The 26,818-nt window shown below is 60.3% G+C and carries 24 protein-coding genes; 14 read left to right on the forward strand and 10 right to left on the reverse strand.

The window, feature by feature from the left end; all coding sequences use genetic code 11:
• Positions 1–57 precede the first annotated feature (57 nt).
• Positions 58–1,368 carry a peptidoglycan DD-metalloendopeptidase family protein gene (locus tag PG883_RS04680; protein ID WP_041212599.1) on the forward strand — a complete coding sequence of 437 codons (1,311 nt, stop codon included), beginning with the start codon at positions 58–60 and terminating at the stop codon, positions 1,366–1,368.
• Positions 1,369–1,432: 64 nt separating this feature from the next.
• Positions 1,433–2,557, forward strand: a complete 1,125-nt coding sequence (locus PG883_RS04685) for an anhydro-N-acetylmuramic acid kinase (protein WP_270806995.1) — start codon at positions 1,433–1,435, stop codon at positions 2,555–2,557.
• 113 nt (positions 2,558–2,670) lie between these two features.
• Here the strand turns inward: PG883_RS04685 and PG883_RS04690 are convergent, their stop codons facing one another.
• Together PG883_RS04690 and PG883_RS04695 are read right to left on the reverse strand one after the other, a co-directional pair.
• Complete coding sequence (locus PG883_RS04690) at positions 2,671–3,072, reverse strand: hypothetical protein (RefSeq protein ID WP_270806996.1); 402 nt, start codon at positions 3,070–3,072, stop codon at positions 2,671–2,673.
• Positions 3,073–3,450: 378 nt separating this feature from the next.
• Positions 3,451–4,323: a hypothetical protein gene (locus PG883_RS04695; protein ID WP_270806997.1), complete on the reverse strand. Its 873-nt coding sequence runs from the start codon at positions 4,321–4,323 to the stop codon at positions 3,451–3,453.
• Between the two features lie 1,070 nt (positions 4,324–5,393).
• Between PG883_RS04695 and PG883_RS04700 the strand changes: the two genes are divergently transcribed.
• Positions 5,394–6,659, forward strand: a complete 1,266-nt coding sequence (locus PG883_RS04700) for a RidA family protein (RefSeq protein ID WP_270806998.1) — start codon at positions 5,394–5,396, stop codon at positions 6,657–6,659.
• A gap of 234 nt (positions 6,660–6,893) precedes the next feature.
• A complete protein-coding gene (locus PG883_RS04705) occupies positions 6,894–7,883 on the forward strand; it encodes a DUF4062 domain-containing protein (protein WP_270806999.1) in 990 nt (329 codons plus the stop codon).
• A gap of 113 nt (positions 7,884–7,996) precedes the next feature.
• Here PG883_RS04705 and tkt read toward each other — a convergent pair whose 3' ends face one another.
• Positions 7,997–9,988 carry a transketolase gene (gene tkt, locus PG883_RS04710; RefSeq protein ID WP_151027453.1) on the reverse strand — a complete coding sequence of 664 codons (1,992 nt, stop codon included), beginning with the start codon at positions 9,986–9,988 and terminating at the stop codon, positions 7,997–7,999.
• 340 nt (positions 9,989–10,328) lie between these two features.
• On the opposite strand from tkt, the gene metK reads away from it, so the two are divergent.
• From metK to ruvX, 7 genes are all read left to right on the forward strand, one after another.
• On the forward strand, positions 10,329–11,480 hold the full coding sequence (gene metK / locus PG883_RS04715; RefSeq protein WP_010673869.1) for a methionine adenosyltransferase: 1,152 nt from the start codon (positions 10,329–10,331) through the stop codon (positions 11,478–11,480).
• Between the two features lie 67 nt (positions 11,481–11,547).
• Positions 11,548–12,087 carry a SprT family zinc-dependent metalloprotease gene (locus PG883_RS04720; RefSeq protein WP_041212594.1) on the forward strand — a complete coding sequence of 180 codons (540 nt, stop codon included), beginning with the start codon at positions 11,548–11,550 and terminating at the stop codon, positions 12,085–12,087.
• A gap of 73 nt (positions 12,088–12,160) precedes the next feature.
• The gene (locus tag PG883_RS04725) at positions 12,161–12,853 is read left to right on the forward strand and encodes an endonuclease (RefSeq protein WP_270807000.1); all 693 of its coding nucleotides are present in this window, start codon (positions 12,161–12,163) and stop codon (positions 12,851–12,853) included.
• Between the two features lie 129 nt (positions 12,854–12,982).
• Positions 12,983–13,714 (forward strand): 16S rRNA (uracil(1498)-N(3))-methyltransferase, encoded by a 732-nt coding sequence (rsmE, locus tag PG883_RS04730; protein ID WP_270807001.1) that lies wholly within the window; start codon positions 12,983–12,985, stop codon positions 13,712–13,714.
• Positions 13,715–13,836: 122 nt separating this feature from the next.
• Positions 13,837–14,787, forward strand: a complete 951-nt coding sequence (gene gshB, locus PG883_RS04735; RefSeq protein WP_069651516.1) for a glutathione synthase — start codon at positions 13,837–13,839, stop codon at positions 14,785–14,787.
• Between the two features lie 154 nt (positions 14,788–14,941).
• On the forward strand, positions 14,942–15,496 hold the full coding sequence (locus tag PG883_RS04740; RefSeq protein WP_010673864.1) for a YqgE/AlgH family protein: 555 nt from the start codon (positions 14,942–14,944) through the stop codon (positions 15,494–15,496).
• A 111-nt stretch (positions 15,497–15,607) separates the two neighbouring features.
• Positions 15,608–16,030: a Holliday junction resolvase RuvX gene (gene ruvX, locus PG883_RS04745; RefSeq protein WP_010673863.1), complete on the forward strand. Its 423-nt coding sequence runs from the start codon at positions 15,608–15,610 to the stop codon at positions 16,028–16,030.
• Here ruvX and yidZ read toward each other — a convergent pair.
• From yidZ to PG883_RS04765, 4 genes are all read right to left on the reverse strand, one after another.
• Positions 16,027–17,067 carry an HTH-type transcriptional regulator YidZ gene (yidZ, locus tag PG883_RS04750; protein ID WP_042015587.1) on the reverse strand — a complete coding sequence of 347 codons (1,041 nt, stop codon included), beginning with the start codon at positions 17,065–17,067 and terminating at the stop codon, positions 16,027–16,029. The genes ruvX and yidZ overlap by 4 nt on opposite strands.
• A gap of 10 nt (positions 17,068–17,077) precedes the next feature.
• Positions 17,078–18,244: an MdtL family multidrug efflux MFS transporter gene (locus PG883_RS04755; protein WP_270807002.1), complete on the reverse strand. Its 1,167-nt coding sequence runs from the start codon at positions 18,242–18,244 to the stop codon at positions 17,078–17,080.
• Between the two features lie 292 nt (positions 18,245–18,536).
• Positions 18,537–19,685, reverse strand: a complete 1,149-nt coding sequence (locus tag PG883_RS04760; RefSeq protein ID WP_063860846.1) for a CMY-1/MOX family class C beta-lactamase MOX-3 — start codon at positions 19,683–19,685, stop codon at positions 18,537–18,539.
• Between the two features lie 179 nt (positions 19,686–19,864).
• Positions 19,865–21,295 (reverse strand): alanine/glycine:cation symporter family protein, encoded by a 1,431-nt coding sequence (locus PG883_RS04765; RefSeq protein ID WP_010673860.1) that lies wholly within the window; start codon positions 21,293–21,295, stop codon positions 19,865–19,867.
• A 725-nt stretch (positions 21,296–22,020) separates the two neighbouring features.
• Here PG883_RS04765 and tal point away from each other — a divergent pair.
• Positions 22,021–22,971, forward strand: a complete 951-nt coding sequence (gene tal, locus PG883_RS04770) for a transaldolase (protein WP_039040155.1) — start codon at positions 22,021–22,023, stop codon at positions 22,969–22,971.
• Positions 22,972–23,151: 180 nt separating this feature from the next.
• Positions 23,152–23,331 (forward strand): DUF3545 family protein, encoded by a 180-nt coding sequence (locus PG883_RS04775; protein WP_010673858.1) that lies wholly within the window; start codon positions 23,152–23,154, stop codon positions 23,329–23,331.
• A gap of 96 nt (positions 23,332–23,427) precedes the next feature.
• Here PG883_RS04775 and PG883_RS04780 read toward each other — a convergent pair whose 3' ends face one another.
• Positions 23,428–23,973: a hemerythrin domain-containing protein gene (locus PG883_RS04780; protein ID WP_041212588.1), complete on the reverse strand. Its 546-nt coding sequence runs from the start codon at positions 23,971–23,973 to the stop codon at positions 23,428–23,430.
• Between the two features lie 160 nt (positions 23,974–24,133).
• Complete coding sequence (gene ung, locus PG883_RS04785; protein WP_167825169.1) at positions 24,134–24,814, reverse strand: uracil-DNA glycosylase; 681 nt, start codon at positions 24,812–24,814, stop codon at positions 24,134–24,136.
• Between the two features lie 608 nt (positions 24,815–25,422).
• Between ung and grcA the strand changes: the two genes are divergently transcribed.
• Positions 25,423–25,803, forward strand: coding sequence for an autonomous glycyl radical cofactor GrcA (grcA, locus tag PG883_RS04790; RefSeq protein WP_010673855.1), 381 nt, complete (start codon positions 25,423–25,425; stop codon positions 25,801–25,803).
• Positions 25,804–25,882: 79 nt separating this feature from the next.
• Here the strand turns inward: grcA and PG883_RS04795 are convergent.
• Positions 25,883–26,818 (reverse strand): cation:dicarboxylate symporter family transporter (locus tag PG883_RS04795; protein ID WP_270807003.1); only part of this gene is annotated, 936 nt, incomplete at its 5' end.

A 26,818-nucleotide genomic window follows, 5' to 3' on the forward strand; every position in this document is an offset into this window, starting at 1 on the left:
CAATTGGAAAGGCGGTAAACTCCGACCTTCTTCCGGGTTCAACTTTGTCTGCTTCTCATGGTCCTTTGGCACGCCTTCAACTCTCTCCCTCACTGGCACCGCAAGATGGTGCTTATTCTGAGCATCATGGTGATGATGCTGGCGGCCTGGCCGAGCGAACAGGCAGTCGCCACCCGGGTCGATGACAACGACAACGAACTGGCCGTCGAGCAGCAGGTCGACGAGGAGGCGCAACTGGCACGGGCCGAGCCCGTCACCCCGCCCAAACCGCGCTATGTCACCAGACAGGTGAAGGTGCGCAGCGGCGACAACATGGGGGTCATCTTCCAGCGCCTGGGCCTCAGCACCACGGATCTGCACCTCATCGACCAGCTCGAGGGCACGGATACCCTGCGCCTGCTCAAACCCGGTCAGGAGCTCACCTTCAAGCTCACCAAGGGCGGCGAGCTGCACAGCCTCTATTACCCCCACAGCCTGGAGCAGGCGCTCAAGGTGAACCGCCGGGATGACGGCTTCGTGGCCAGGCCGGTGAAGATCGAGCTCGACACCCGCGAACAGGTGGCCCAGGGGGAGATCCGCTCCAGCTTCTGGGGCGCCGCCGTCGAAGCGGGCATGACGGAAGACCAGATCATGGATCTCGCCGCCATCTTCGGCTGGGACATCGACTTTGCCCAGGACCTGCAACCGGGGGACAGCTTCCGGGTGGTCTACCAGGACAAATACCAGGATGACGAGCGGGTTGCCTCCGGCGACATCCTGGCCGCCGAGTTCGTCAACCAGGGGGCCATCTACCGTGCCGTGCTGAACACGGATGGCAACTACTACACCCCGGACGGCAAGGCGATGCGCAAGAGCTTCCTGCGCGCACCGGTCAACTTCAAATACATCAGCTCCAACTTCAATCCGCGCCGCCTTCACCCGGTCACCGGCAAGGTGCGCCCCCACAACGGCATCGACTACGTGGCGCCGGTGGGCACCCCCATCATGGCGGCGGGCGGCGGCAGCGTGGTGGCCGCCGGCTATAACCAGTTCAACGGCAACTACGTCTTCATCAAGCACGCGGGCAACTACGTGACCAAGTACCTGCACCTCTCCAAGCGCACCGTCAACAAGGGGCAGCGAGTGAAGCAGGGGCAGACCATCGGCCTGCTCGGCGGCACCGGCCGGGTCACAGGCCCGCACCTGCACTATGAATTCGTGGTGGGCGGCGTGCACAAGAACCCGCGCACCCTCAACCTGCCCCAGGCGGAGTCTCTCAGCGGGCGGGCGCTGGCCAGCTTCAAGGCCCAGGCCATGCCCCAACTGGCCAAGCTGGACAGCCCCGAGTTGCAACTGGCCAGAAACAAGGGCAACGGCGACGACAGCTGACCGCTGTCGACCAAGGCGGAACACGGCATCGGACGGTTCCCCCGCATCATTGAAAGGGGTTGTCATGACGGAACGCTATATAGGCTTGATGTCCGGTACCAGCATGGATGGTATCGACGCCGTGCTGGTGACGATGGATAGGGAAGCGCTTCGAGTAGAGGCGGCGCTGTGCCATCCCTGGCCAGCGGAGACCGCCCACGAGCTGCACGCCCTCTGCACCCCGGGGGAGAACGAAATCGACCGCATGGGGGTGGCCGACAACCTGGTGGCCCGCGAATTTGCCGCCGCCACCCAGGCCCTGCTCGCCAAGGCGGCGCTGACTCCCAAGGAGATTCGCGCCATCGGCAGTCACGGCCAGACCATACGCCACCGCCCCCAGCTCGGCTTTACCCTGCAGATCGGCAACGCGGCCTTGCTGGCGGCCCTGACCGGCATCGACGTGGTGGCCGATTTTCGCACCATGGACATGGCCCTCGGCGGTCAGGGGGCACCCCTGGTGCCCGCCTTCCATCAGGCGCTCTTTGCCCGCCCCGGCGCCCTGCGGGTCGTGCTGAACCTCGGCGGCATTGCCAATATCTCGGTGCTGCCCGGCCAGACCGACGGGGGGGCTGGTTCAGGGGTATATGGCTTCGATACCGGCCCCGCCAACACCCTGCTCGACGGCTGGTATCGCCGCCACCAGCCCCACGGTGGCAGCTATGACGACGGTGGCCAGTGGGCCGCCAGCGGCAAGCTTATCCCTGCGCTGCTGGAGCAGTTGCTGGCTCACCCCTACTTCGCCGCCCCCGCCCCCAAGAGCACGGGGCGTGAGATGTTCACCCTCGACTGGCTCGATGGCGAGCTGGACGGCTGCGCATACGCCCCCGCAGATGTGCAGCGTACCCTGCAATCCCTCACCTGCCACAGCATCGCCCGCCAGTTGCCCACCCACCGTGATGCGCCAACCCGGCCCGAGCTGTTTGTCTGCGGCGGCGGTGCCCACAACGCCCCGCTGCTGGCGGAGCTTGCTACCCTGCTGCCCGACTGGCATCTGACCAGTACCGCCCAGCTCGGCCTTGCACCGGACTGGGTGGAAGGGGCTGCCTTTGCCTGGCTGGCACAACGCTTTATCCAGCGAAAGCCAGGCAACCTGCCTGCGGTGACCGGCGCTAGCCGCCCGGCGGTACTGGGCGCCCTCTATCCCGCCTGAGCCGCTCCCCGAGCGCCATCCGCCCCTAATGAAACAAGCCCGAACAGGTGCACCTGTTCGGGCTTGTTGTTATGCCTGGCGCCAGATGGCGCAGACCCGTCACTCTGTGCACCCTACCCGAGCCGCTCTTTCAACCTGGCCGCCTGCGCCTTGAAGGCCTCATAATCGGCGACATGCCGACTCCTGGCGGCGGTGATCCACTGCACGTCCGTCTCGTCGGCGTGGGAAAATTCGATGCAAAACTCATATTTCGCGCTGGAGAGCAGCCCCATCAGGGCGCCAGACAGAAAACCCACCAGGGGCAGGAAGAGCACGATGAGCCAGTTGCCCGCCTGCTCGTAGGAAGGGGTGAAGTAAAAGAGCACACTGGAGGTGACCACCCCCAGCAACAAGCTCTTCTTGAGCCGATCCATCCAGCCGAGAGCTTTTACCTGCACGCCGACGATGCGGCCCAGATCGTAGCGATCCTTGTTGACCCTCAGTGTGTTGTCCGACTGTTCAATGGCAATGGCCATCCTGATACTCCGTCCTGTTGGCTATGGCGATAAGGGGTTGCCGTGGCGGCCCCGGATTGTGCATCCCGAGGGCATGACAGGACCAGCGGCCAGCCACGGGGCGATGGGCGGCGCCTCCCCCCCAACAGGAACACACGCTGCGAATGGTATCGTATGGCGCCAAACATCAAAAGACGTTCACATCAAAAGGCGAGGTGGATCACCTTCTACCCACCCCTTGTCGCCCGTGCAGCCGTTGGCTTTTCTGGCCATCCCCTCTTGGGCAAGGTAGCCGGGGGATCAGGGGTCAGTGAGATAACAGCCCCGTGATGACCCTCAGGAGGGGCGGGCCGATAGGATGGCACCATGGGCCCGCACCTCGAGAGCACTCCCATGGCCCTAGAAGGCCCACTTCAGGAAGCGGTGTACCTGGCGCTTGACCGGTGCACAGAGCGGCGGTTTGGGAGGCTCCAGGTTGATCTGTCTGCGGCCCACCCTGGCTTCGCCCCGCAGCAGGATCTGGAGATAGTGGGGGTGCTGGCGCTGGATGAAACGGGAGATCTCATGGGCCCAGGGTTTGGGCACTCCCCACAGGGTCGAGGCCAGGGCGCCGACGATACAGAAGAAGGCGGGATCGCGCATGCCCATCCTGACGCCATTCTCCAGCGCCTCCTTGAAGGAGCCCGAATGGGCGATGCAGGTCATCACATTGACCATGAAGGCGGCATAGTCATCTTCCCCGCCGTGGCCCACCCTGGCCACCAACCCGGCCTGCGGTCTGTAGCCGAACTGGTGGCCGATGTGCTCAAGCACCGCATTGCGCTGGCGAATGACCTTGGCATAGAACATCAGCATGGCGGTACAGTCGAGCGCCTGGCTCAAGGCCTCCTGATGAGGATGGGTCTGGGTGGGACGGGGGGTGGTCAGCAGCGCGATCTCCTCCGAGATGGCGAGCAGACCGATGGGCACCGCCGTGCTGATAAAGGCGAGGTCAATGGCGATCGCCAGGTCCTGGCCCTCCTCCATCCGGCCAATGACCACCTGCTCGGCAAAGAGGCGACGCTGGCGCTCGATAAAGGCGCCATAGATCAGGGCCCTGAACTTCTTCTGGGGATAGGGGGTATCGAGCAGGGTCTCCATGGTCAGGATGGCGGCGCCGGTGTGACCGCGCAGTTGATAGTCGGGGGCGAGGGGGAAGTGCTTGCCTAGGCGGGGGGGTGGCCGAAACCCGCTGGTGCGGCTGTACATGTCACCCAGAATGAATCCAAGCATAAAACCTCCGAAGTCAGATGACGGGGATCGCGATGCGATCGCATGTGCCACTCCCGGGCAGATGAGTGCCGATCCGTACTGCTCGTCGGCAGAGTCCCTGATTTCGTTATTAATCATACAGTTAATAATCCACCCAAACCCCGACCCAGGTCGCAATAACGGCAGTTGATGACAAAAAACACAAATAAGGGTGGTGCGGGGAAGATGAGCCGGCTGCATCGCAAGGAGTGCGGGATACGCCAGGGCGGCAAAGCAGGGCGGACTCCGAGGCCCCCTCACAGGGAGGGTCATGACAGGAGTGATATGCATCGGGGGGCGGCAAGTCGGGCCAGGCAAGGGGAAGGCCCCCTCCCCTTGCGTATGAGCCTTGTTGGCGGGCTGCGTTCGCGCCGCTGAAAAGATATGGCATAGGCGGCGCGGTGACCCGCCCATGTCAGCCTCCGCTGCAGGGGCTAAAAAGCGCCCTCTCTTTCTCCCGTATTTATGTCATGACCTGTGGCCATGCAAAGAGGGTGAATGTTATTTCAGTGTGCTCGCCGCAGCATATTTTGGCGGCGCTGAACAGAGCGTCGAGAGAGCGATAAATAGATAGCTATGCAAAACCGGGAGAATAAGCTGCAATTTCGCCAAAAGTATTAACGGAGGATTCACAGGCTGTAACCCTGATGCGCGACAATATGGCGCTATCTGGTTCCACTTTCATGGTAAAGCGGGATCATCATCACCTTTATTTGCCATGTCCGTCATGAATTGAATCGCAAAATGAATATATTTCACTCTGTTGAGCCACTTCATAGAAACAGGATCCCGGTTTGCACCCCGGGATAACCGCCCCCTAGAATTCTCCCGTCTGAATCACCAGGCCAACTTCTCTCCCTTGTCTGTTGCACGCGCTGTCTGCATCGAAACAGGGCTCGACACTGTGATGATCGTTCTCCTTTTCTCCGTCGCCCTGCGGCGGGAACGGGCAACTGTTGCCGCAATATCACGAGTCATCAGCGTGCCGTATTCGGCCAGGGAAGAACAATGCGGCCCGGACCCTACATCAAAAACGAAAAAGGAGTATCGCCATGAGTGGTACCATCATCAAGTCAGCCAGAAATACCCCCAATGCGCCTCAGGATCTGGGGCCCTATACCCAGAGCGTGGCCTTCTCCCACTACAACAATATTGCCGCCCAGCTCCCGGTCGATCCGAAAACGGGCGCGCTGGTCGCAGGGGATATCCAGGCGCAGGCCAGACAGTGTCTCACCAATATCCAGGCCATCGTCCAGAGCGTTGGCCACGGCATGGAGGACATGGTGAAGGTGACCCTGTTCCTCGCGGACATCGCCGACCTCGATGCCGTCAACGCCGTCTATCGGGAATTCTTCCCCCACTCGCTGCCGACCCGCACAGTGCTCGCCGTCGCCGGTCTGCCGCTCGACGCCAGGGTGCAGATGGACGCCCTGCTCTCCAACGGGGAAGGCACCTTCCCCCAGGCCCCCTGCCCGCTGCTCAAGATCTCCCGCAATAGCGACCACGCCCCGCAGGATCCGCTCTCCAGCCAGAGCGTCGCCTTCTCCCATTACAACAATATCGGTGCCCAGCTGCCCCTCGACCCCGTCTCCGGCGCTCTGGTTGACGGTGGCATTCGCGAACAGGCGGCCCAGTGCCTGCGCAATATCAAAACCGTGCTGGAGAGCATCGACGTGCCCTTCGACGATATCGTCAAGGTGACTGTCTATCTGACCAATCTGGCGGATCTCGATGCCGTCAACGAGGTCTACACCACCTTCTTCCCCGATTCGGCCATTGCCCGTGCCGTCGCCTATCTGCCGGCCCGCAGCGTGATCGCGGCCTCTGCCCTGCCGCTGGATGCCCGGGTGCAGATGGATGCGGTCATCTCCCACGGTGACGGCACCCCGCCCCAGCGGGTGGAAGACAGACACAATCTGGTGATCCGTGCCCGCAATACCGACAAGGCACCGAGAAGCCCGCTGCATAGCCAGAGCGTCGCCTTCTCCCACTACAACCATATCGCCGGCCAGTTGCCGCTCGACATGACCACCGGCAAGGTGCTGACCGGTTGCGTCAAGGAGCAGACCGCCCAGTGCCTCGGCCATATCAAGACTATTGTGGAGAGCATCGGCCACGTGATGGACGATATCGTCAAGGTCAATATCCAGCTTGCCAATATCGCGGATCTGGCGGAGGTGGATGTCATCTACACCAAGTACTTCCCGGCCTATCTGCCTGCCCGCACCGTGATTGGCGTGAGCGAGCTGCCCGCCGGCGCCCTGGTGCAGATGGATGCGGTGATGTCCAATGCGGAAAGCACCCCGCCGCAGATGTAAGACATGCCCTGAGTAATAAAAAGAGACCGGCTATATGCCGGTCTCTTTTTTGGTAACAGGGAGGACATTATTTTTATGGCATCGTCTTAAAAATGCGAACGTCCGATGACGCTTCGCTCATCGAACCTACTCGCAAGCCATAATCTATGTTCTACTTTGTCGAAGTTTACAATATCAATAAGTTACCTTATGATGAAAAAAATTCATGCCCTACATTTTATTATTAGGTGACCAATGGCCAACTTAAGAATATTCATTAGTTCAACATATTATGACTTAAAACATGTCCGTTCATATGTCGCTAGTTTCATCACAAAAATGGGATACGATGCAACTTTATCAGAAAAAGGTAAAATAGCTTATGATCCCTCACTCCCTTTAGATGAGTCTTGCTATCAAGATACTATCTCATCAAATATTCTCGTTCTAATAGTTGGTGGAAGATATGGTTCCGCAACAAGTGAAACAGACACTAAAAGTAATAACAGCGAGTTCTATCAACGATATGAAAGTGTAACAAGAAAAGAGTTTGAAACCGCATCAGCACATAACATTCCAACATATATTTTGGTTGAAAAAGCTGTCATGCTGGAATACGAAACGTTCAAGAAAAATAGAGGTAATGATACAGTAACATATGCACATGTTGATTCTGTAAATATTTTCAACTTTCTAGATGATATCTTAAGCAAAGGTAGAAATAATCCTTTATTCCATTTTGAACAGCCTCAAGAAATTGAAGGTTGGCTAAAAAACCAATGGTCTGGTTACTTCCGTTCCCTACTAGAGAAAAAACATCAGAATCAACAACTCACCTCTTTATCAAATCAAGTATCAGAATTAAGTAGTATTAACAGTTCATTGCAGCGATATTTAGAAAACATTATTCAACGTGTTGCCGGCGATACAGCCAATGAAATAATTGAGAAAGAACATAACACGATAGAAAATGAGAAACTAAAATTTAAATTAATGAGCGACCCCCTATTTAGCACATTAGTAGATGATTACAAAATTTCATATAACGATACTAAGTCAGCTTATGAAAGTCACGATACAATATCCGAAACCATCTTACATCTTGCACGTCTCTCAAATGAATTAGATGCCCAAAAAATTAAAGAGCATTGGGAAAATAACGATAATATAATTGATAGATTGAATTCCATAAGAAAAATATTAGGCAAGTCACCTTTCATTTTAGATTGGGATACCATGTTATAATTATATAATATCAATATTCACTTAAATTACTGCCATGAAAAACGCCCCCCATCTTGCGATGGAGGGCGTTTTATTTTCCAGCTATTGAGCCCAAGAGGCTCAATGGTCAGCTATTACAGGGACTCAGCGGTCGCCACCACATTTTCCACGGTAAAGCCGAATTCCTTGAACAGCAGCTCGGCCGGGGCGGATTCACCGAAGGTGCGCATGCCGATGATCTTGCCGCCAAAGCCCACGTACTTGTACCAGTAGTCGGCGATGCCGGCTTCGATGGCCACGCGCTTGGTGACGGCGGCCGGCAGGACGGACTCCTTGTATTCGGCGGACTGGGCATCGAACACGTCGGTAGACGGGATGGAGACCACGCGCACGGCACGGCCCTTGGCAGTCAGCTGCTCATAGGCAGCCACGGCCAGCTCCACTTCGGAACCGGTGGCGATCAGGATCAGCTCCGGGGTACCGGCGCAATCCTTCAGCACGTAACCACCCTTGGCGGCATCGGCCAGTTGCTGGGCGGTGCGGTCCATCTGGGCCAGGTTCTGACGGGAGAAGATCAGGGAGGTCGGGCCGTCGGTACGCTCGATGGCGTGTTTCCAGGCGATGGCGGACTCTACCTGGTCACACGGGCGCCAGGTGCTCATGTTCGGGGTCAGACGCAGGGAGGCGATCTGCTCGACCGGCTGGTGAGTCGGACCATCTTCACCCAGACCGATGGAGTCGTGGGTGTAGACGAAGATGGCGCGCTGCTTCATCAGGGCGGCCATGCGCAGGGCGTTGCGGGCGTACTCCATGAACATCAGGAAGGTGGCGCCGTAGGGGATGAAACCACCGTGCAGGGCGATGCCGTTCATGATGGCGGACATGCCGAACTCGCGCACGCCGTAGTGGATGTAGTTGCCTGCGGCGCTCTCGGGAGTCAGGGACTTGGAGCCGGACCACATGGTCAGGTTGGACGGCGCGAGATCCGCGGAGCCGCCCATGAATTCCGGCAGCAGCTTGCCGAAGGCTTCCAGAGAGTTCTGGGACGCTTTACGGGTCGCGATCTTGGCCGGGTTGGCCTGCAGGGTTTCGATGATCTTGGCGGATTCAGCAGCCCAGTTGGCCGGCAGCTCGCCAGTGGTGCGGCGCTTGAACTCGGCAGCCAGGGCCGGGTGAGCGGCTTCATAGGCGGCGAACTTGGCAGCCCAGTCGGATTCGAGCTTGGCGCCCTTTTCCTGACCGTTCCACTCGGCGGCGATGTCGGACGGGATGACGAAGGGCGCGTGATCCCACTTCAGGAAGGCACGGGCGGCGGCGATCTCGTCATTGCCCAGCGGTGCGCCGTGGCAGTCGTGGGAGCCGGACTTGTTCGGGGAACCGTAGCCGATGATGGTGCGGCAGCAGATTAAGGAAGGCTTGCCGGTCTCGGCCTTGGCGGCTTCGATGGCAGCGTTGATGGCTTCCGGGTTGTGACCGTCAACGGCCGGGATGACGTGCCAGCCGTAGGCTTCGAAGCGCTTGGGAGTGTCGTCGGTGAACCAGCCTTCTACGTGACCGTCGATGGAGATGCCGTTGTCATCCCAGAACGCGATCAGCTTGCCCAGACCCAGGGTGCCGGCCAGGGAGCAGGCTTCGTGGGAGATACCTTCCATCAGGCAGCCATCGCCCATGAAGGCGTAGGTGTAGTGGTCGACGATGTCGTGACCCGGCTGGTTGAACTGCTCGGCCATGGCCTTCTCGGCGATCGCCATGCCCACGGCGTTGGTGATGCCCTGACCCAGCGGGCCGGTGGTGGTTTCAACGCCCGGCGCATAACCGTACTCCGGGTGACCCGGGGTGCGAGAGTGCAGTTGGCGGAAGTTTTTCAGATCGTCGATGGAGAGGTCATAACCGGAGAGGTGCAGCAGGGAGTACAGCAGCATGGAGCCGTGGCCGTTGGAGAGAATGAAACGGTCGCGGTCGGCCCACTTGGGGTTGTTCGGGTTGTGTTTGAGGTGGCTGCGCCACAGCACTTCAGCGATATCCGCCATTCCCATGGGGGCGCCCGGGTGACCGGAGTTGGCTTTTTGAACGGCATCCATACTCAATGCACGAATGGCATTGGCAAGCTCTTTACGAGAAGGCATCTGTATCTCCTGCGATTGCTTCATTTGATGGCCAAGATTAAGGCGCGTTATTGTCCCAGCAGGGGGCGCGGCGTGCAAATATTATCTGGGCGAATAAAGTGGCTTTGGGAGCACAATCGCTTTTCTGGGCGGGGAAAACGATTCAATCCGCCCCCTGCCTTACCTCCATGGAGGTGGATCCCTTCCCCATCCCGCCCCGGGCGGCTCCCCCCCCAAATAGTGCTGGCAATCACCGGATGACCTATTTAAAATAGACGTCCAGATGTAGATACCTCTACAGTCATCCTGTCATTATCCGGTTATGGCCAAGGCGATAACCCTTACGAATCGAGAACCAAACATGGCAAAGCTGTTTACTTCCGAGTCGGTCTCCGAAGGCCATCCCGATAAAATCGCCGACCAGATCTCCGATGCGGTGCTGGACGCCATCCTGCAGCAGGACACCAAGGCGCGCGTCGCCTGCGAAACCCTGGTCAAGACCGGCATGGTGATGGTAGCCGGCGAAGTGACCACCTCTGCCTGGGTCGACATCGAACAGATCGTGCGCGACACCGTGCGCGAGATTGGTTACACCCACTCCGACATGGGCTTCGACGCCGACTCCTGCGCCGTGCTGAACGCCATCGGCAAACAGTCTCCGGACATCAACCAGGGCGTCGACCGTACCGACCCGCTGGAGCAAGGTGCCGGTGACCAGGGCCTGATGTTCGGCTACGCCACCAACGAAACCGACGTGCTGATGCCCGCCCCCATCACCTATTCCCATCTGCTGGTGAAGCGTCAGGCAGAAGTGCGCAAGAACGGCACCCTGCCGTGGCTGCGTCCGGACGCCAAGAGCCAGCTGACCTTCGCCTACGACGACGCAGGCAAGATCCTGGGTGTCGATGCCGTGGTGCTCTCCACCCAGCATTGCGACTCCATCAGCCACAGCGATCTGGTGGAAGCGGTGCGCGAAGAGATCATCAAGCCGGTGCTGCCGGCCGAGTGGATCAACAAGGACACCAAGTACTTCATCAACCCGACCGGCCGTTTCGTCATCGGCGGCCCCATGGGTGACTGCGGTCTGACCGGTCGCAAGATCATCGTCGACACCTACGGCGGCATGGCCCGTCACGGTGGTGGCGCCTTCTCCGGCAAGGATCCGTCCAAGGTGGACCGCTCCGCCGCCTACGCCGCCCGCTACGTGGCCAAGAACATCGTGGCCGCAGGTCTCGCGGATCGCTGTGAAGTGCAGGTCTCCTACGCCATCGGCGTGGCCGAGCCCACCTCCATCAGCGTCGAAACCTTCGGCACCGGCAAGGTGGCCGAAGCCCTGCTGGTCAAGCTGGTGCGCGAGTTCTTCGAGCTGCGCCCCTATGGTCTCATCGAGATGCTGGATCTGAAGCGCCCGATCTACCAGGCAACCGCCGCTTACGGCCACTTCGGCCGCGACGAGTTCCCCTGGGAGAAGACCGACAAGGCCGAGCTGCTGCGCGCTGCCGCCGGCCTGTAAGGCTCGAGGTTGTGATAAAAGGGGAGCCTGGCTCCCCTTTTGCTTTTGTGTCCGTCCCGAGGATCCCATGCCTGCCACTGCCACCCGGCTTGACCCCGCCCTCATCGAGACGCTGCTCGCGCGCGTCGAGGCCTGCTTTGTACAGGCCGAAACGCGCCTTGGCCGCACCTTTCCCCGCCCGCAAGTCCATTGCAACATGCGGGGCCGGGCGGCAGGGTCGGCGCGGCTGCAAACCTGGGAGCTGCGTTTCAATCCGGCGCTCTATCAGGCCAATCAGCAGGCGTTTCTCAGGGAAGTGGTGCCCCACGAGGTGGCGCACCTGCTGGTCTATGCGCTCTGGGGAGAGGGGCGTGGCAAGAGCCGGGTACTGCCTCACGGCCGCCAGTGGCAGTCGGTGATGCGGGAGCTGTTCGGTCTCGAACCCAGCACCACCCACAGCTTCGATCTGGGGGTGCTGGCCCAGCGCACCTTCGTGTATGCCTGCGCCTGCCAGCAGCATCCCCTCTCCGTGCGCCGCCACAACAAGGTGATGCGCGGCGAGGCCCGCTATCACTGCCGCCGCTGTCGCCAGCCCCTGGTGTGGCAGCGCGACACGACGGCGGATTGAGTCACCCCGTGTCGCGCTCCTGTGATAGGGTGCGCGCTTACTTCATTCAACTGTCTCATTGCCAAGGATATTCATGTTTCGCCCTCTGCTCTCCCTCTGCCTGGCCCTGCTGGTCAGCGCCCCGGCCCATGCCGACAACATCCAGACCTTTCGCGCCGCCAAGCAGGATCTGAACAAGCTCTACCAGAGCCACCCCGTCACCTTCTACTGCGGCTGCAACATCAAGTTCAGCGGCAAGAAGATGGCCCCCGACTGGGAGAGCTGCGGCTACCTGCCACGCAAGCAGGCCGAGCGGGCCTCCCGCATCGAATGGGAGCACGTGGTGCCCGCCTGGGAGTTCGGCCACCAGCTCCAGTGCTGGCAGGACGGGGGTCGCAAGAATTGCGGCAAGAGCGACGAGTTCAACAGGATGGAGGGAGACATGCACAACCTCTTCCCCGCCATCGGCGAGGTGAACGGTGATCGGGCGAACTTCCGCTTCAGCGACTGGAACGGCAAACCGGACCAGTACGGCAAGTGCCAGATGCTGGTGGACTTCAAGGAGCGCCAGGTGCAGCCGCCCAAGGGGCCGGTGCGTGGCCAGATCGCCCGCGCCTACCTCTACATGAGCCAGCAGTACGGACTGCGTCTGGCTGCCCAGCAGCGCAAGCTTTACGAAGCCTGGGACAGGCAGTATCCGGCTGATCGCTGGGAGTGCGAGCGCAACCGCCGTATCGGCAAGCTGCAGGGCAATACCAATCCCTTCATTGAAAAGCAGTGCCAATAACCCCATTTGACCAGGGAGGGGGAGCGTCCCCCTCCTCCTGAATCCCTTCACTCTCTGTCTCGCGAGCCTTGCTCGCCGCCGTGCAGTAGGGTATTGAAGGGTTTCCAAGCAAGAGACTGACTATCAGCCATGCGCATTCCACGTATCTATGAACCGGCCAGCCTGCAGGTGGGCCAGACCCTCGCCCTGTCGGAAGACGGTGCCAATCACATCGGCCGCGTGCTGCGCATGCAGCCGGGCCAGCAGCTCGAGCTGTTCAACGGCGACGGCCACCAGTACCCCGCCACCATCACCAGTGTGGGCAAGAAGTCCGTTGAGGTGACCATCGACAGTTGCGAGACCCGCTCGGTGGAGTCCCCGCTCGCCATCCACCTGGGTCAGGTGATCAGCCGCGGCGACAAGATGGACTTCACCATCCAGAAATCCGTGGAGCTCGGCGTCACCTGCATCACTCCCCTCTTCTCCGAGCGCTGCGGCGTCAAGCTGCCGGCCGATCGGCTGGAGAAAAAACGCGAGCAGTGGCAGAAGGTGGTGATCAGCGCCTGCGAGCAGTGCGGCCGCAATACCGTGCCCGAGGTGCGCATGCCGATGGAGCTGGACGTCTGGCTGGCGGAAGAGACCCAGGAGCTCAAGCTCAACCTGCACCCGCGCGCCCCTTACAGCATCAACACCCTGCCGATCCCCGAGCACGGCGTGCGCCTGCTGATCGGCCCGGAAGGGGGCTTGTCCGGCGACGAGATCGCCCGTACCGTGCAGGAAGATTTCAAGGAGATGCTGCTGGGGCCGCGGGTGCTGCGTACCGAAACCGCCGCCCTGACGGCGATTACTGCGCTTCAGTGCCGCTTTGGCGATCTGGCCTGACAGCCGACCCCACCCCGACCCTCCCCTTCGCAGGGGAGGGAGCAACAGGCCCCTCCCCCTTGTGAAGGGGGAGGCAGGGAGGGGGTCATCACATCCAATCGAGCCACAAGAAGGATATTCGGATGACCATTAAACTCGGCATCGTGATGGACCCCATCTCGGCCATCAACATCAAGAAGGACTCCAGCTTCGCCATGCTCGAAGAGGCGCAAAAGCGCGGCTACGAGCTGTTCTATCTGGAGATGAAGGATCTCTACATGGAGGCCGGTCGTGCCTTCGGTACCATGCGCCCGCTCACCGTCAAATATGACTATGCCGACTGGTACACGCTGGGCGAGGTGGTGGATCAGCCGCTCTCCAGCCTGGACGTGATCCTGATGCGCAAGGATCCCCCCTTCGACACCGAGTTCATCTACGCCACCTACATGCTGGAGCGAGCCGAGGATGAGGGTTGCCTCATCGTCAACAAGCCCCAGAGCCTGCGCGACGCCAACGAAAAGCTCTACACCGCCTGGTTTGCCGAGCACACCCCGACCACGCTCGTCACTCGCAGAGCAGACAAGCTGCGGGCTTTCCACGCCAAACACAAGGACGTCATCCTCAAGCCGCTCGACGGCATGGGAGGCGCCTCCATCTTCCGCATGAAGGAAGATGACGCCAACGTCGGCGTCATCATCGAGACATTAACCTCTCACGGCAGCCAGTACTGCATGGCGCAGACCTATCTGCCCGCCATCAAGGATGGCGACAAGCGGGTGCTGGTGGTGGACGGTGAACCGGTACCTTACTGCCTGGCCCGCATTCCGGCCCAGGGTGAGACCCGTGGCAACCTGGCGGCCGGCGGCCGTGGTGAGGCGCGCCCCTTGAGTGACGCGGACTGGGCCATCGCCCGCGCGGTAGGCCCGACCCTGAAAGAGAAGGGGCTCATCTTCGTCGGCCTCGACATCATCGGCGATCGCCTGACCGAGATTAACGTCACCAGCCCTACCTGCATCCGCGAGATTGAGGCGGCCTTCGACGTCTCCATTACCGGCATGCTGATGGACGCCATCGAGCGCCGACTGGGCCGCTGACCCCTTCGTTGCCACGACGAGGAAACACACACAAGGGGCCGTGAGGGCCCCTTTGACTGCCGCCCTCCTGCCGGCAAAAAGCGGTTTTGCCCGCCGCCATCAACTGCCATAATCACCCCAAATACCTTTGCACGCTAAGAGATACATACGCTCCATGCAAACACTGCAAAATCACTTTCTGCTCGCCATGCCGAGCCTCACGGACGCCTATTTCCAGCGCTCCCTGGTCTATCTGTGCGAACACAGCAGCGAAGGCGCCATGGGACTGGTGGTCAACATTCCGGTCGACATGTCCCTGGACGCCATGCTGACCAAGCTCAACCTCAATCCCCCCGCCACCGCCGAGATGAAACAGCCGGTGTTGCAGGGGGGGCCGGTGCACGGGGATCGCGGCTTCGTGCTGCACAGCTTCCGCCCGGGCTTCAACTCCACCCTGCAGGTGAGCGACGAGATGATGGTCACCACCTCTAAGGACATCCTGGAGACCCTGGGCACCGACGAGGCGCCGGACCACTGGCTGGTGGCGCTCGGTTACGCCGGCTGGAGTGCAGGCCAGCTCGAGCAGGAGCTGGTGGATGGCGCCTGGCTGGTGATCCCCCCCAATCCCAAGCTGGTCTTCGATACCCCCATCCACCTGCGCTGGCAGCAAGCCGCCGCGAGCATTGGGGTCAACCCCCTGCACCTCTCCAGCCAGGTGGGCCATAGCTGACACCCCGGCCCTCCCCTCCGGGGGAGGCGGCACGCTCACCTCCCCAACGAGCAGGGGGAGGCAGGGAGGGGGCTTCCCCCTTCATTTATCCATCCATTTCGAGGAGACCCCATGTCATCACGCAGCATCATGGGCTTTGACTACGGCACCAAGAGCATCGGTGTCGCCATCGGCCAGGAGCTCACGGGCAGCGCCCGCCCCCTCCGCTCCCTCAAGGCCAACGACGGCATCCCCAACTGGGACGAGATAGAGAAGTTGATCAAGGAGTGGCAACCGGATCTGCTGATCGTCGGTCTGCCTCTCAACATGGATGGCACGGACCAGGAGATCACGGTGCGGGCCCGCAAGTTCGGCAATCGCCTGCACGGTCGCTTCGGCAAGCCGGTGGAGTTCAAGGACGAGCGGCTCACCACCACGGATGCCCGCGCCCGCCTGTTTGAACGTGGCGGCTACAAGGCGCTGGACAAGGGGAGCGTGGACGGCGTCTCCGCCCAGCTCATCGTCGAAGCCTGGATGGAAGAGCAGTACGACTAAACCGGGGTGCCTCCTCCCCCTTGCTTCTCTTTCGCCGCCCCGCTCTCCATGGGCCCGCCCCAGGCAAAACGCGTCCTCCCCGCCGCGGCCAGTCCATAGAGCCGCCGGATCTCCCCCCGCAACCACATCACCTTGGCATCCTGATTGTGGCGCTTGTGCCACAGCAGGATGAAGGCGATCTCCAGCTGGGCATAGAGGGACTCTTCCAGCGGCAACGGCATGGGGATGAGGTCGGGGTGGTGTCTGGCGGCATAGTCCGCGCAATATGAAGGCACCACGGCGATCAGCTCGTGGCTCTTTTGGGCGGCGATATGCAGCGCCTGCTCGAAGCTCGCCACCATGATGGGCACCTGCCGCCTGTGGCCTTCGTCCTCCAGCAGATCATCCAGTGCCCAGCTGTCGCTGGCCTCCCACACCACGCTCACCTGGGGGCAGGCCAGAAAGCGGGTCAGCGACCACGTCTGCCCGAGCAAGGGGTGATCCTTGCGCAGGAACACCACGGGACGATCGCAGAACAGCACCTCATGATCGATGTAATAGGGCAGCCGGTTGACCCTGGCATGGGAGCGGCCGTGAGTCTCCCGGGCACAGAAGCCGAGATCCGCCTCCCCGTTGACGATGTCGTTGAGAGAGTGGTGATCCCAGCCCAGCATCCTGACCACGGAGTGGGGGTACTTCTGGTAGATGGTCGTGGGCAGCTCGCTCAGGAAGCTGATGCCAAAGGGGGACTCCATCACCAGACTGAAGCGGGCCCCCTCGGGGATCGCCTCGCTGTTGAGGGTGCTGATGCTCTCGGTGAGCTGGAACCAGGTCTTGAGCTCCTCTGCCAGGGTCAGGGAGAGATTGGTCGGCTGCAAGCCCTGGCGCACGCGCACGAAGAGGGGGTCCCCGAACCAGTCCCGCAGCTTGCCGAGCGCCTTGCTCACCGCCGACGGGGTGACACACAGCTTCTTGGCCGCCCCCGCCACGCTGCGCTCCTGCATCAGGTGCCTGAAGACCACCAGCAGGTTCAAATCGAGTTCACCCAGATTGCGCATCGCTTCTCTCCTATCCCCGAGCCCGGACTCGTCGGATCGCACGCCATGGTAGCAGCACCTTGACCACCAGGTAACCGAGCAGCGCCAGCAGGAGTGCCAGGATCAGCATCCAGAGCGCAGGCATCCCCAGATGGCCCATCCCCCAGATGAAGAGCCCGGACAACCCTATCTGCATGATGCAGAGCAGGGCGCTGGCCGATGCCACCTGATCCCCGCACACATCCAGCGCCTCCCCCATCGCCACCCCGAACCCGCAGGAAAACCCGATGCAGACCAGGGCACATCCCGCCAGCAGCCAGGACAGGCCGCCTTCGGGCCCGCAGCTGCACAGCAGGGCGAGCAAGGCCAGCAGGTAGGCGAGGTGGGAGAGCGCCAGCACCCTTGCCTTGCCGAGCCAGCGCAGCAGCAAGGGGGTCAGGAAGGAAGCGGACATGCTCACCCCGGCCATCGCCATCATCAGCCGGGTGTACTGCTCGGGAGGCAGACCGAACGTGGTCATCAGGACGAGGGGCGAGACGCTCACATAGACCAGGATGGCGGTCACGCTGGCGCTGGTCAGCAAGGCGCGCAGCATGAAGGGGGCCGTGCCCAGCAGGGCCAGCGGCGATGCCCCCGCAGGCTGGCGGGCGGGGCGGGTCTCCTTGAGCAGTCGCAGGTTGACCAGGGCACTGATGACAGCCACCAGCGCCATGCCCACGAAGATGCCGCGCCACTCGAAGTGCGACAGGATGAGATAACCGAGTACGGGAGCCAGCACCGGAATGACGCAGATCACGCCGTTGATGAGGGAGAGAGCCATCGCGAGGCGCGCCTGGCTCAGCACATCCCGCAGCACGGTGAAGGTCATGATGTAGAGCGCTCCAGCGCCCACCCCTTGCCAGAAACGCCCCAGATAAAACTGGGCGATGCCGGTTGCCTCCGCCGCCACCAGGGAGGCGACCACGAAGATGAGGGCGCCCCCCAGCACCACGGGGCGCCTGCCATGGCGATCCGCCAGCATGCCCCCCGGCAGCACGGTAGCCGCCATGCCCAGCAGATAGATGGAAAAAGCGGTGTGGATCTGCGCCTCGCTCCCCTGCAGGGTTTGCGCAATGCGGGGCACGGCCACCAGATAGAGATCGATCCCGAGGGGATAGAGGATGATCATCAGAAAAGTACACAGCAGAAACATACCCATGAAGGCTCCATTGCAGCAGGTTTCACCATCACAGGTGCGCTGTCAGCGAGATTGACAACTCAATCCTGCAAAAGCAGGGGAAGATTCCAGGCACTATAGAGCGGGCGGCCTGCCGGGGCCTAGTGACGAGATGGCACTCGGTGGATGCCAATCCGGACATCTCCCGCAGGAGAGGCCCGGACTGGCATGTTCATCGACCCGCCCCCTGCCAGGTCGCCATTGAGGGGTCGGGTCCGAGGTAACGGGCACGCCGCGATGCGACGTGCCCTCAAGGCTCAGCGACGGCGCACCATTACCTGGCCAGTTGCGTCAGGATGGCGTGGGCCGCTTTCACCCTGGCCGGGATAGGATAGTTGCGGTTGGCCAGCATGACGATGCCGATCCCTTTGGCCGGCACGAAGGCCACATAGGCGCCGAAGCCGCTGGTCGAGCCGGTCTTGTTGAAGAGCATCTGGCTCCCCGACTCCCGGGGCGCCGCCGTCGGATTGGCTTCGAGGATCACCTTGGCCGAATTGCCCGCCAGCAATGTCTGCTCGCTGACGGGATAGGCGTAACGCTCCCAACCCAGTCCCTGGGTCATCCCGCCTACCGAGTAGTGCCCTTTGTGGGTCAGGGAGATGGCCTGCTGCAACGCCTTGTCATCAACCCCGCTGATGTTGGCCTTCACAAAGCGCAGCAGATCCGCCGAGCTGGTTTTGATGCCGTAGGCCTCGTCCGCCAGCATGCCGGGGCTGACCCTGATGGGCTTGTCCTCTTTCGAATAGCCATAGGCATAACTCGCCATGGCCTGCTTCGGCACATTGACATAGGTGTGGTGCAGGCCAAGCCCCGGCAGGAGCGTCTGCTCCATCAACTGGGCAAACGGCTGCTTCAGGCTGCTCGCCGCCAGGTGGCCGAACAGCCCTATGCTGGGGTTAGAGTACTGGCGATGGGAACCCGGCGAGTAGGCTGGGGTCCACTGGCGGTAGTAGGCCTGCATCTTCTCGAGCGAATCCACCTCCTCGGGGAATTGCAGCGGCAAGCCGCCCGCGCTGTAGGTAGCCAGCTCCCCCATGGTGATGCTGTCAAAGGCGGATCCCTTGAGCCAGGGGGCGTGCCGGCTCGCCTTGTCATCCAGTTGCATCGCTCCCTTGACCACCGCATAGGCTCCTAGGGTCGCGGTCAGGGGCTTGCTCACGGAGCCTATCTCGAACAGGGTCTGCTCGCTGACACCGACTGCGCGCTCCCGATCGGCCACACCGTAGTTGAAATAGTGGGCCTTGCCATCCTTGAGCACGGCCACCGCCATGCCCGGGATCCTGTGCTCCTTGAGCAGCGGCTGGATGCTGGCATCCACCACGGGGCGCAGGGGATCGACCGGTGAAGTCTCACCTGCATGGGCCAGACCGGCCCACATCAGGGTGGCCACGGCCCCCCACAGGATGGATTGTCGTTGTTGCATTGCATGTCTCCTGACTGTCGTTAGCAAGGTATCGCCATGGCGGCGACTGATGAGCCCAGCATAGTCCCGCAAGGTGTGCTGCCGATGAGGCTCTGTGAAGTCTGTGTGAAGCCGCTCCCTCTTTTTACCCATGAAAAAGGGGAGCCATGGCTCCCCTTCAATCACCTTGCAACGCGGGCTTATTTCTTGCCCGGGTTGTCCCAGATCCCCTCTTCCAGCTGGCTGCGCAGCTCCGGGTATTTGTTGGCATCGAAGGTGGGGACGCGCCCCAGCTTGAGCTGGTCGTTGTAGTCCTTGGCCAGCTTGATGGCGACGCCGGAGAGCAGCAGAATGGCCACCAGGTTGACGATGGCCATCAGCCCCATGGAGACATCCGCCAGAGCCCACACGGTCGGCAGCTCGCCCACGGAGCCGAACATCACCATGCCCAGCACGAACATCCGGAACAGCATCAGGCCGCCCTTGTGGTTGTGCTCGAGGAACACCAGGTTGGTCTCCGCATAGGAGTAGTTCGCCACGATGGAGGTGAAGGCGAAGAAGAAGATGGCCGCTGCGATGAAGATGTTGCCACCGCCGCCCACCTGGGAGGAGAGCGCGCGCTGGGTCAGCTCGACACCGGTCACGCCGGAACCCGGCTCGAACTGGCCGGACATCAGGATGATGGCGGCAGTACAGGTACAGATGACGATGGTATCGAGGAAGACACCCAGCATCTGCACATAACCCTGGGAGGCCGGGTGCGGCGGATAGGGGGTGGCGGTGGCGGCAGCATTGGGGGCAGAGCCCATGCCCGCCTCGTTGGAGAAGAGGCCGCGCTTGATGCCGTTGATCATCGCCTGGGAGATGGCATAGCCCATGGCGCCGGAACCCGCCTGCTCGATGCCGAACGCAGACTTGATGATCAGGGCCAGCACGCCGGGCAGCTCGCTGATGTTCATGGCCACCACGAACAGCGCCATCAGGATGTAGGCGAGCGCCATGAAGGGCACCACCAGCTCGGCGAAACGGGCGATGCCGCGGATGCCGCCGAAGATGATGAGGCCGGAGAGCACCACCAGGGCCAGACCGCTCACCCAGTCAGGGATGCCGAAGGCGACGTTCATGGCCAGGCTGATGGAGTTGGCCTGCACCGCGTTGAACACCAGACCGAAGGCCAGCAGCAGGCAGAGGGAGAAGACCACCCCCATCCAGCGCATGCCGAGGCCGCGTTCCATGTAGTAGGCGGGACCGCCCCGGTAGTTGCCATCCTCATCCTTGACCTTGTAGAGCTGGGCCAGGGTGCTTTCCACGAAGGCGGTGGCCATGCCGATGAAGGCAATCAGCCACATCCAGAAGACGGCGCCAGGGCCACCCAGATAGATGGCGACGGCCACACCGGCCAGATTGCCCGTCCCGACACGGGCCGCCAGGCTGGTACACAGAGCCTGGAAGGAGGAGATGCCGGCGCTGTCGGATTTGCGACTGTTGCGCAGGACCGAGAACATGTGGCCGAAGTGGCGGATCTGGATAAAGCCCAGGCGGAAGGTAAAGAAGATACCGACCCCGATCAGCAGGTAAATGAGCACGGCTCCCCACATCAGGTCGTTAATCATTGCAATCAAGGTGTCCATAATTCTCTCGTTGTTATCACATCCATGGCCAGTCTGCGCTGACCGCTCTCTGTCAATTTCCGAACCAGCATTGCGCCGAAGGGGCGGAATCTAGCATAGGGAGGGAATTCAGAATAGTGACAGGGCTCACTGGGGAGACAAAAAACGAGCAATTTGATGCAAAAAAGCTTCATTTAGCACGCAATAAATCAACAAAAATTGATGCGCTACCCAGCGCCCTTACAAATTAGAGCCAATAGAGAACCATTTTACAACTCATCCCATGGGGGTAAAAACCGTTGAGTGAAACGAAACCAGGGAGACAAGCGTTTGCCTCTCATGCCTCATCGGCAAGGGGTTGTAACGCAAAACGTTTTACACGTAATTAAATTTCAAGTAGCTGACAGAACTATTTATGTGACCTCCCGCACAAATTCATGAATCCACCAAAATAATTGCGCTTTTCCATGTCGGAGCCAGCCGCCACACCATGAATAAAACTCGTTTTTTATCAAACACTTTCACCCGACAGCCGGTACCGCTTTCACCACCTGGCTGATTCGCATACAAGCCCCCCTATTGCAGGATGCGCCACATCCGTATTAATTAGGCAGGCAATGACGATGGGGCCTGCCCATCGCCCCTTTCTGAGCCTGAGCCGCCGGGATCTTGTAATTTAATTTCAGAACTGCCGTCTCATGCCCGCCACCCTGGGATTGCTCCCTCATAAAGAGATGATATTTGCCATGGCCGATAAATTGACTCAGCTGAAAGCCCTGACCACAGTGGTTGCCGATACCGGCGACATCGAAGCCATCAAGCGCTACCAGCCCATCGATGCCACCACCAACCCCTCTCTGGTACTCAAGGCCTCCGAGATCCCCGAGTACGCAGCCCTGATCCAGGACGCCATTGCCTGGGCCAAATCCCAGAGCCAGGACAAGGCACAGCAAATCATCGACGCGGGCGACAAGCTGGCGGTCAACATCGGCCTCGAAGTGCTGAAAATCGTTCCGGGCCGCATCTCCACCGAAGTGGACGCCCGCCTCTCCTTCGACACCGACGCCAGCATCGCCAAGGCCCGCAAGCTGATCCGCCTCTACAACGAAGCCGGTATCAGCAATGATCGCATCCTGATCAAGCTGGCCTCCACCTGGGAAGGGATCCGTGCCGCCGAGGTGCTGGAGAAAGAGGGTATCCAGTGCAACCTGACCCTGCTGTTCTCCTTCGCCCAGGCTCGTGCCTGTGCCGAAGCCGGCGCCTTCCTCATCTCCCCCTTCGTGGGCCGCATCCTCGACTGGTACAAGGCCAAGAACGGCCGTGACTACACCGCCAGTGAAGATCCGGGCGTGGTCTCCGTCACCGCCATCTACAACTACTACAAGCAGCACGACTACCCGACCGTGGTCATGGGCGCGAGCTTCCGCAACACCGGCGAAATCCTGGAACTGGCCGGCTGCGACCGACTGACCATTGGCCCCGCTTTGCTGGAAGAGCTGAGCAAGGCCGAAGGCACCGTGGTGCGCAAGCTGGACTACACCGGCGAGCGCACAGCCAAACCGGCCCCGATGACCGAAGCGCAGTTCCGCTGGGAGCTGAACCAGGACGCCATGGCAGTCGAGAAACTGGGGGAAGGCATCCGCCTGTTCGCCATCGACCAGGGCAAGCTGGAAACCATGCTGGCAAGCCACCTGTAAGGCCGCTCGCCACACTGCGCTCACAGAGCGAAGTGGCGCCGCAAAAACCGGGCTCCCGAAAGGGCAGCCCGGTTTTTTTGTGCCTGTTTCCGGTTGTCACAACTTCGTCATAAAAACGTTTTATTTTCAAAGGCGTCGTGTTATACGGATGGTGAAAACCATAAAACCAAGGAGGGAGCCATGGACATGTTCAACTTCGATTTTGACGAGGTCGTTGAGCTGGGTTCACGTAGCCGCGGGACAACGGGAAAAAAACGCAAATGGCGTGAGATTGAGGCGCTTAAAGACAAGCACCGCCTGCAAAAGGAGCTGCAGGCCATCGACATCGCCTATGAAGGATCGGACGACCTGGAGCTCTGATACGCCCACGTCGCCCATGTTTCACTCCAGCGAGTGGAGCCATAAAAACAGCGCCCCGGATTGACCGGGGCGCTGTTTTTATGGGTGAACCTCCTTTCAGGCTGCAGGCAGCGAAAGCTGTTTGGCCAGCGCCTGGAAGTGCTGGCTTACCTCCGCCCCGAACAGGGGATCATTGATGGCCCGGTTCTGCCAGAGCTGTTCGAGATGACGCCAGTCATCCTCGGTCAGGGAGTCGCGCAGATGGGGGAAGATGACCCCTTCCTCATAGTTCATGTGCGCCTCCTGCTGCTCGATGAACTGCTCCAGACGGGCCACGAACTGATCCAGCGGGATGACCGCATCCATCAGGATCATCTCCACCATCTCCTTGAGCTCGGTCCCTGCATCCAGCAGACGGGCGTGCTCCTCGTGCAGCCGGTTGGCCACTTCCCCCTCCACCACCCTGTATTTCAGGTAGTAGTCATAAATCATGTCTTCCTTCGGGTGGTGGTACTTGTCGGATACCTCGCGCAGATAATCCACCACATCCCGCAGCAGGAAGTAGCTCACCGGCTGCTCATTGCGAATGGCCGCCAGCTTTTGCTTGAGCAGCGTCAGCAACCGGGTGATGTTGAGGTGGTCCTTATGCAGACTGGATAACATGGGCACTCCTTGCACTGAAATGAGAAAACGTCTGTCTCGAGTATACGGTCATTTATTGCCTGAACTTTGCACTCAATCAAGTCGGATGCAGACAGCGGCTGCACCAGCCTCTCACCACAGAGGGCACAGGGGAGACCATTTCCCCTGTGCATTTACGGCGTCAGGCCGCCGGATCGGCGCAGACCGAGAGCCAGTCGATGGGACTGCGTCCTTGCTGGACCAACAGGCGATTGGCCTCGGAGAAGTGGCCGCAACCGATGAAACCGCGATGGGCAGAGAGCGGGCTGGGATGGGGGGCGCTCAGCACATGGTGGCGCGACCGGTCGATGAAGCGCCCTTTCTTCTGGGCATGAGCGCCCCACAGCAGGAAGACGACTCCCTGGCAATGGGCATTGATCCGCTCGATGACACGATCGGTAAAGGTCTCCCACCCCAGGTGGGCATGGGAGTGGGCCTGGCCCGCCTGGACCGTCAGCACCGTATTGAGCAGCAGCACCCCCTGTTTGGCCCAGGACTCCAGAAAGCCGTGATGGGGTGTGACAAAACCCGGCAGATCCCGTTGCATCTCCTTGTAGATGTTGACGAGGGACGGCGGCGTGCGCACTCCGGGCAAGACGGAGAAGCAGAGGCCGTGCGCCTGGTCCGGGCCGTGATAGGGATCCTGCCCCAGGATCACCACCTTGACGTCATCCAGCTCGGTCAGTTTGAAGGCATTGAATACCTCGGTCGCCGGGGGATAGATCACCTTGCCCGCCTCCCGCTCGGCCCTGACGGTGGCCAGGGTATCCATGAAATACGCCTGCTCTTTCTCCGAACCAATCACATCTTTCCAGGTCAGCACACCCGTCTCCTCTCGTTGCGAATCCACTCCTTCCATCCTGGCTGGCATGCCAGCCTCTCCCCACTCCCCGCCTTCTGTCCAGCTTGGCACCGCTATCTCCTCGGTCAATAGAGCAAGGGGCTCAGGATAGGGTCCTCGCCCCCAAGACGCAACCGCATGGAGGTCAGGCTCAGCCTGGCCAGCCTGGGAAGTGGCGGCGGCGTTCACGGGCCATGACCGAGGCTGCGTCGACACAAGAATAACAGGACGTTCTTCGGACAGGCCTCATGGGCAGGCCGGTTTTCGCTGACGCCAGCAATAAACCCTAAAGGTGTAGTTAAATTACTAGATTTGAATAATAAAAAATGCATAATTTATATATCTTACAAAAACAGAAAAATGATCTGTTTTTGATTCAACTCAATGATTTAATCCCTTTCAATGCACGCAAAATGGGATTTTATTGATTTGGATCAATTTTCGTAATATTACCGTCGTGGTATATATGGCCCCAACGAAGTAAAGGTGTAAGGCAAGGCCCCGTTAAATCATTCCTTCCAAGAGGTGGTTTAAAAACATCAGGGTAATGTGCTTACCGTTGAATCCGCTTTCCTATGAGGAGTCATACCATGATCAAGGGCATCCAAATCACCCAGTCCGCCAACGCCGCTCTGCTGAACTCTTTCTGGCTGCTGGACGAAGAGAAACAACAGGCTCGCTGCATCTGCGCCAAGGGCGACAGCTTTGCCGCCGATCAGGAAGTCAGCCTCTCCGACCTGGGTCAATTCGAATACCGTGAACTGCCGGTTCAGCAAGAGCCTGTGGTCGAAGGGGGTCAGCACCTGAACGTCAACGTACTGCGCCGCGAAACCCTGGAAGACGCCATCGCCAACCCGGAAAAATACCCGCAGCTCACCATCCGCGTCTCCGGTTACGCCGTGCGTTTCAACGCCCTGACCCCGGAGCAGCAGCGTGACGTGGTCACCCGCACCTTCACCCAGAGCCTGTAAGGCGCCCTGCGTAAAGAGATAAAAAAACGGCCCCCTCGGGCCGTTTTTTCATGGGTGATGATCGCCGCCGGAACCTGGGTCAGCTTCGCAGGTCCACCGGCCTTGCCACCACGGGTTTCGCCAGGGCGTCCTGCATGGTGGCCTCGTCGAGCTGATCGCAGTAACGGGCCACCACCAGGGTCGCCACCCCGTTGCCGATGAGGTTGGTCAGGGCGCGCGCCTCCGACATGAAGCGATCAATCCCGAGGATCAGCGCCAGCCCGGCCAGCGGCAGATGCCCTACCGCCGAGATGGTGGCTGCCAGCACGATGAAGCCACTCCCCGTGACTCCAGCCGCCCCCTTGGAGGAGATAAGCAGCACCACCAGCAGGGTGAGCTGATGGAACAGGTCCAGCGGGGTGTTGGTCGCCTGGGCGATGAAGACGGCTGCCATGGTCAGATAGATGGAGGTGCCGTCCAGGTTGAAGGAGTAACCGGTCGGGATCACCAGACCCACCACCGATTTCTTGCAGCCCAGTGCCTCCATTTTCACCAGCATGCGCGGCAATACGGATTCCGACGAGGATGTTCCGAGCACGATCAACAGCTCTTCCCGGATATAGGCAATAAAGCGCACAATGCTGAAGCCATTGGCTTTGGCGATACTGCCGAGCACCAGAAAAATAAACAGCAGGCAGGTCAGATAGAAGCTAGCAATTAATTGCCCCAGCTGCACCAAAGAACCAATACCGTATTTCCCTATGGTGAATGCCATGGCACCAAATGCCCCGATCGGCGCCAGTTTCATGATCATGTTGATGATGCCGAAAATAACCTGAGAGAAACCATCGATGATATTGAAGATGGGTTTTCCCTTCTCCCCGATATGATGCAGGGAAAATCCGAACAGGACGGCAAACAGCAACGCGAATTCAGATAATAACTGCAACACCCATGGTGCATAGGAGAGAAGAGGCCAACTGCCGGTTCTGGTACGCTTCTTCTCGCCAAAGAAACAAAGCGGAACACCATGAGA

The sequence above is a fragment of the Aeromonas sp. QDB25 genome (assembly GCF_027707725.1).
Taxonomy (GTDB): domain Bacteria; phylum Pseudomonadota; class Gammaproteobacteria; order Enterobacterales; family Aeromonadaceae; genus Aeromonas; species Aeromonas caviae.

Bases quoted from the DNA above. Each gene is read 5' to 3' on its own strand.
- PG883_RS04680 (WP_041212599.1), top strand. From the start codon at position 58: ATGGTCCTTTGGCACGCCTTCAACTCTCTCCCTCACTGGCACCGCAAG.
- PG883_RS04685 (WP_270806995.1), top strand. From the start codon at position 1,433: ATGACGGAACGCTATATAGGCTTGATGTCCGGTACCAGCATGGATGGT.
- PG883_RS04690 (WP_270806996.1), bottom strand. From the start codon at position 3,072: ATGGCCATTGCCATTGAACAGTCGGACAACACACTGAGGGTCAACAAG.
- PG883_RS04695 (WP_270806997.1), bottom strand. From the start codon at position 4,323: ATGCTTGGATTCATTCTGGGTGACATGTACAGCCGCACCAGCGGGTTT.
- PG883_RS04700 (WP_270806998.1), top strand. From the start codon at position 5,394: ATGAGTGGTACCATCATCAAGTCAGCCAGAAATACCCCCAATGCGCCT.
- PG883_RS04705 (WP_270806999.1), top strand. From the start codon at position 6,894: ATGGCCAACTTAAGAATATTCATTAGTTCAACATATTATGACTTAAAA.
- tkt (WP_151027453.1), bottom strand. From the start codon at position 9,988: ATGCCTTCTCGTAAAGAGCTTGCCAATGCCATTCGTGCATTGAGTATG.
- metK (WP_010673869.1), top strand. From the start codon at position 10,329: ATGGCAAAGCTGTTTACTTCCGAGTCGGTCTCCGAAGGCCATCCCGAT.
- PG883_RS04720 (WP_041212594.1), top strand. From the start codon at position 11,548: ATGCCTGCCACTGCCACCCGGCTTGACCCCGCCCTCATCGAGACGCTG.
- PG883_RS04725 (WP_270807000.1), top strand. From the start codon at position 12,161: ATGTTTCGCCCTCTGCTCTCCCTCTGCCTGGCCCTGCTGGTCAGCGCC.
- rsmE (WP_270807001.1), top strand. From the start codon at position 12,983: ATGCGCATTCCACGTATCTATGAACCGGCCAGCCTGCAGGTGGGCCAG.
- gshB (WP_069651516.1), top strand. From the start codon at position 13,837: ATGACCATTAAACTCGGCATCGTGATGGACCCCATCTCGGCCATCAAC.
- PG883_RS04740 (WP_010673864.1), top strand. From the start codon at position 14,942: ATGCAAACACTGCAAAATCACTTTCTGCTCGCCATGCCGAGCCTCACG.
- ruvX (WP_010673863.1), top strand. From the start codon at position 15,608: ATGTCATCACGCAGCATCATGGGCTTTGACTACGGCACCAAGAGCATC.
- yidZ (WP_042015587.1), bottom strand. From the start codon at position 17,067: ATGCGCAATCTGGGTGAACTCGATTTGAACCTGCTGGTGGTCTTCAGG.
- PG883_RS04755 (WP_270807002.1), bottom strand. From the start codon at position 18,244: ATGGGTATGTTTCTGCTGTGTACTTTTCTGATGATCATCCTCTATCCC.
- PG883_RS04760 (WP_063860846.1), bottom strand. From the start codon at position 19,685: ATGCAACAACGACAATCCATCCTGTGGGGGGCCGTGGCCACCCTGATG.
- PG883_RS04765 (WP_010673860.1), bottom strand. From the start codon at position 21,295: ATGGACACCTTGATTGCAATGATTAACGACCTGATGTGGGGAGCCGTG.
- tal (WP_039040155.1), top strand. From the start codon at position 22,021: ATGGCCGATAAATTGACTCAGCTGAAAGCCCTGACCACAGTGGTTGCC.
- PG883_RS04775 (WP_010673858.1), top strand. From the start codon at position 23,152: ATGGACATGTTCAACTTCGATTTTGACGAGGTCGTTGAGCTGGGTTCA.
- PG883_RS04780 (WP_041212588.1), bottom strand. From the start codon at position 23,973: ATGTTATCCAGTCTGCATAAGGACCACCTCAACATCACCCGGTTGCTG.
- grcA (WP_010673855.1), top strand. From the start codon at position 25,423: ATGATCAAGGGCATCCAAATCACCCAGTCCGCCAACGCCGCTCTGCTG.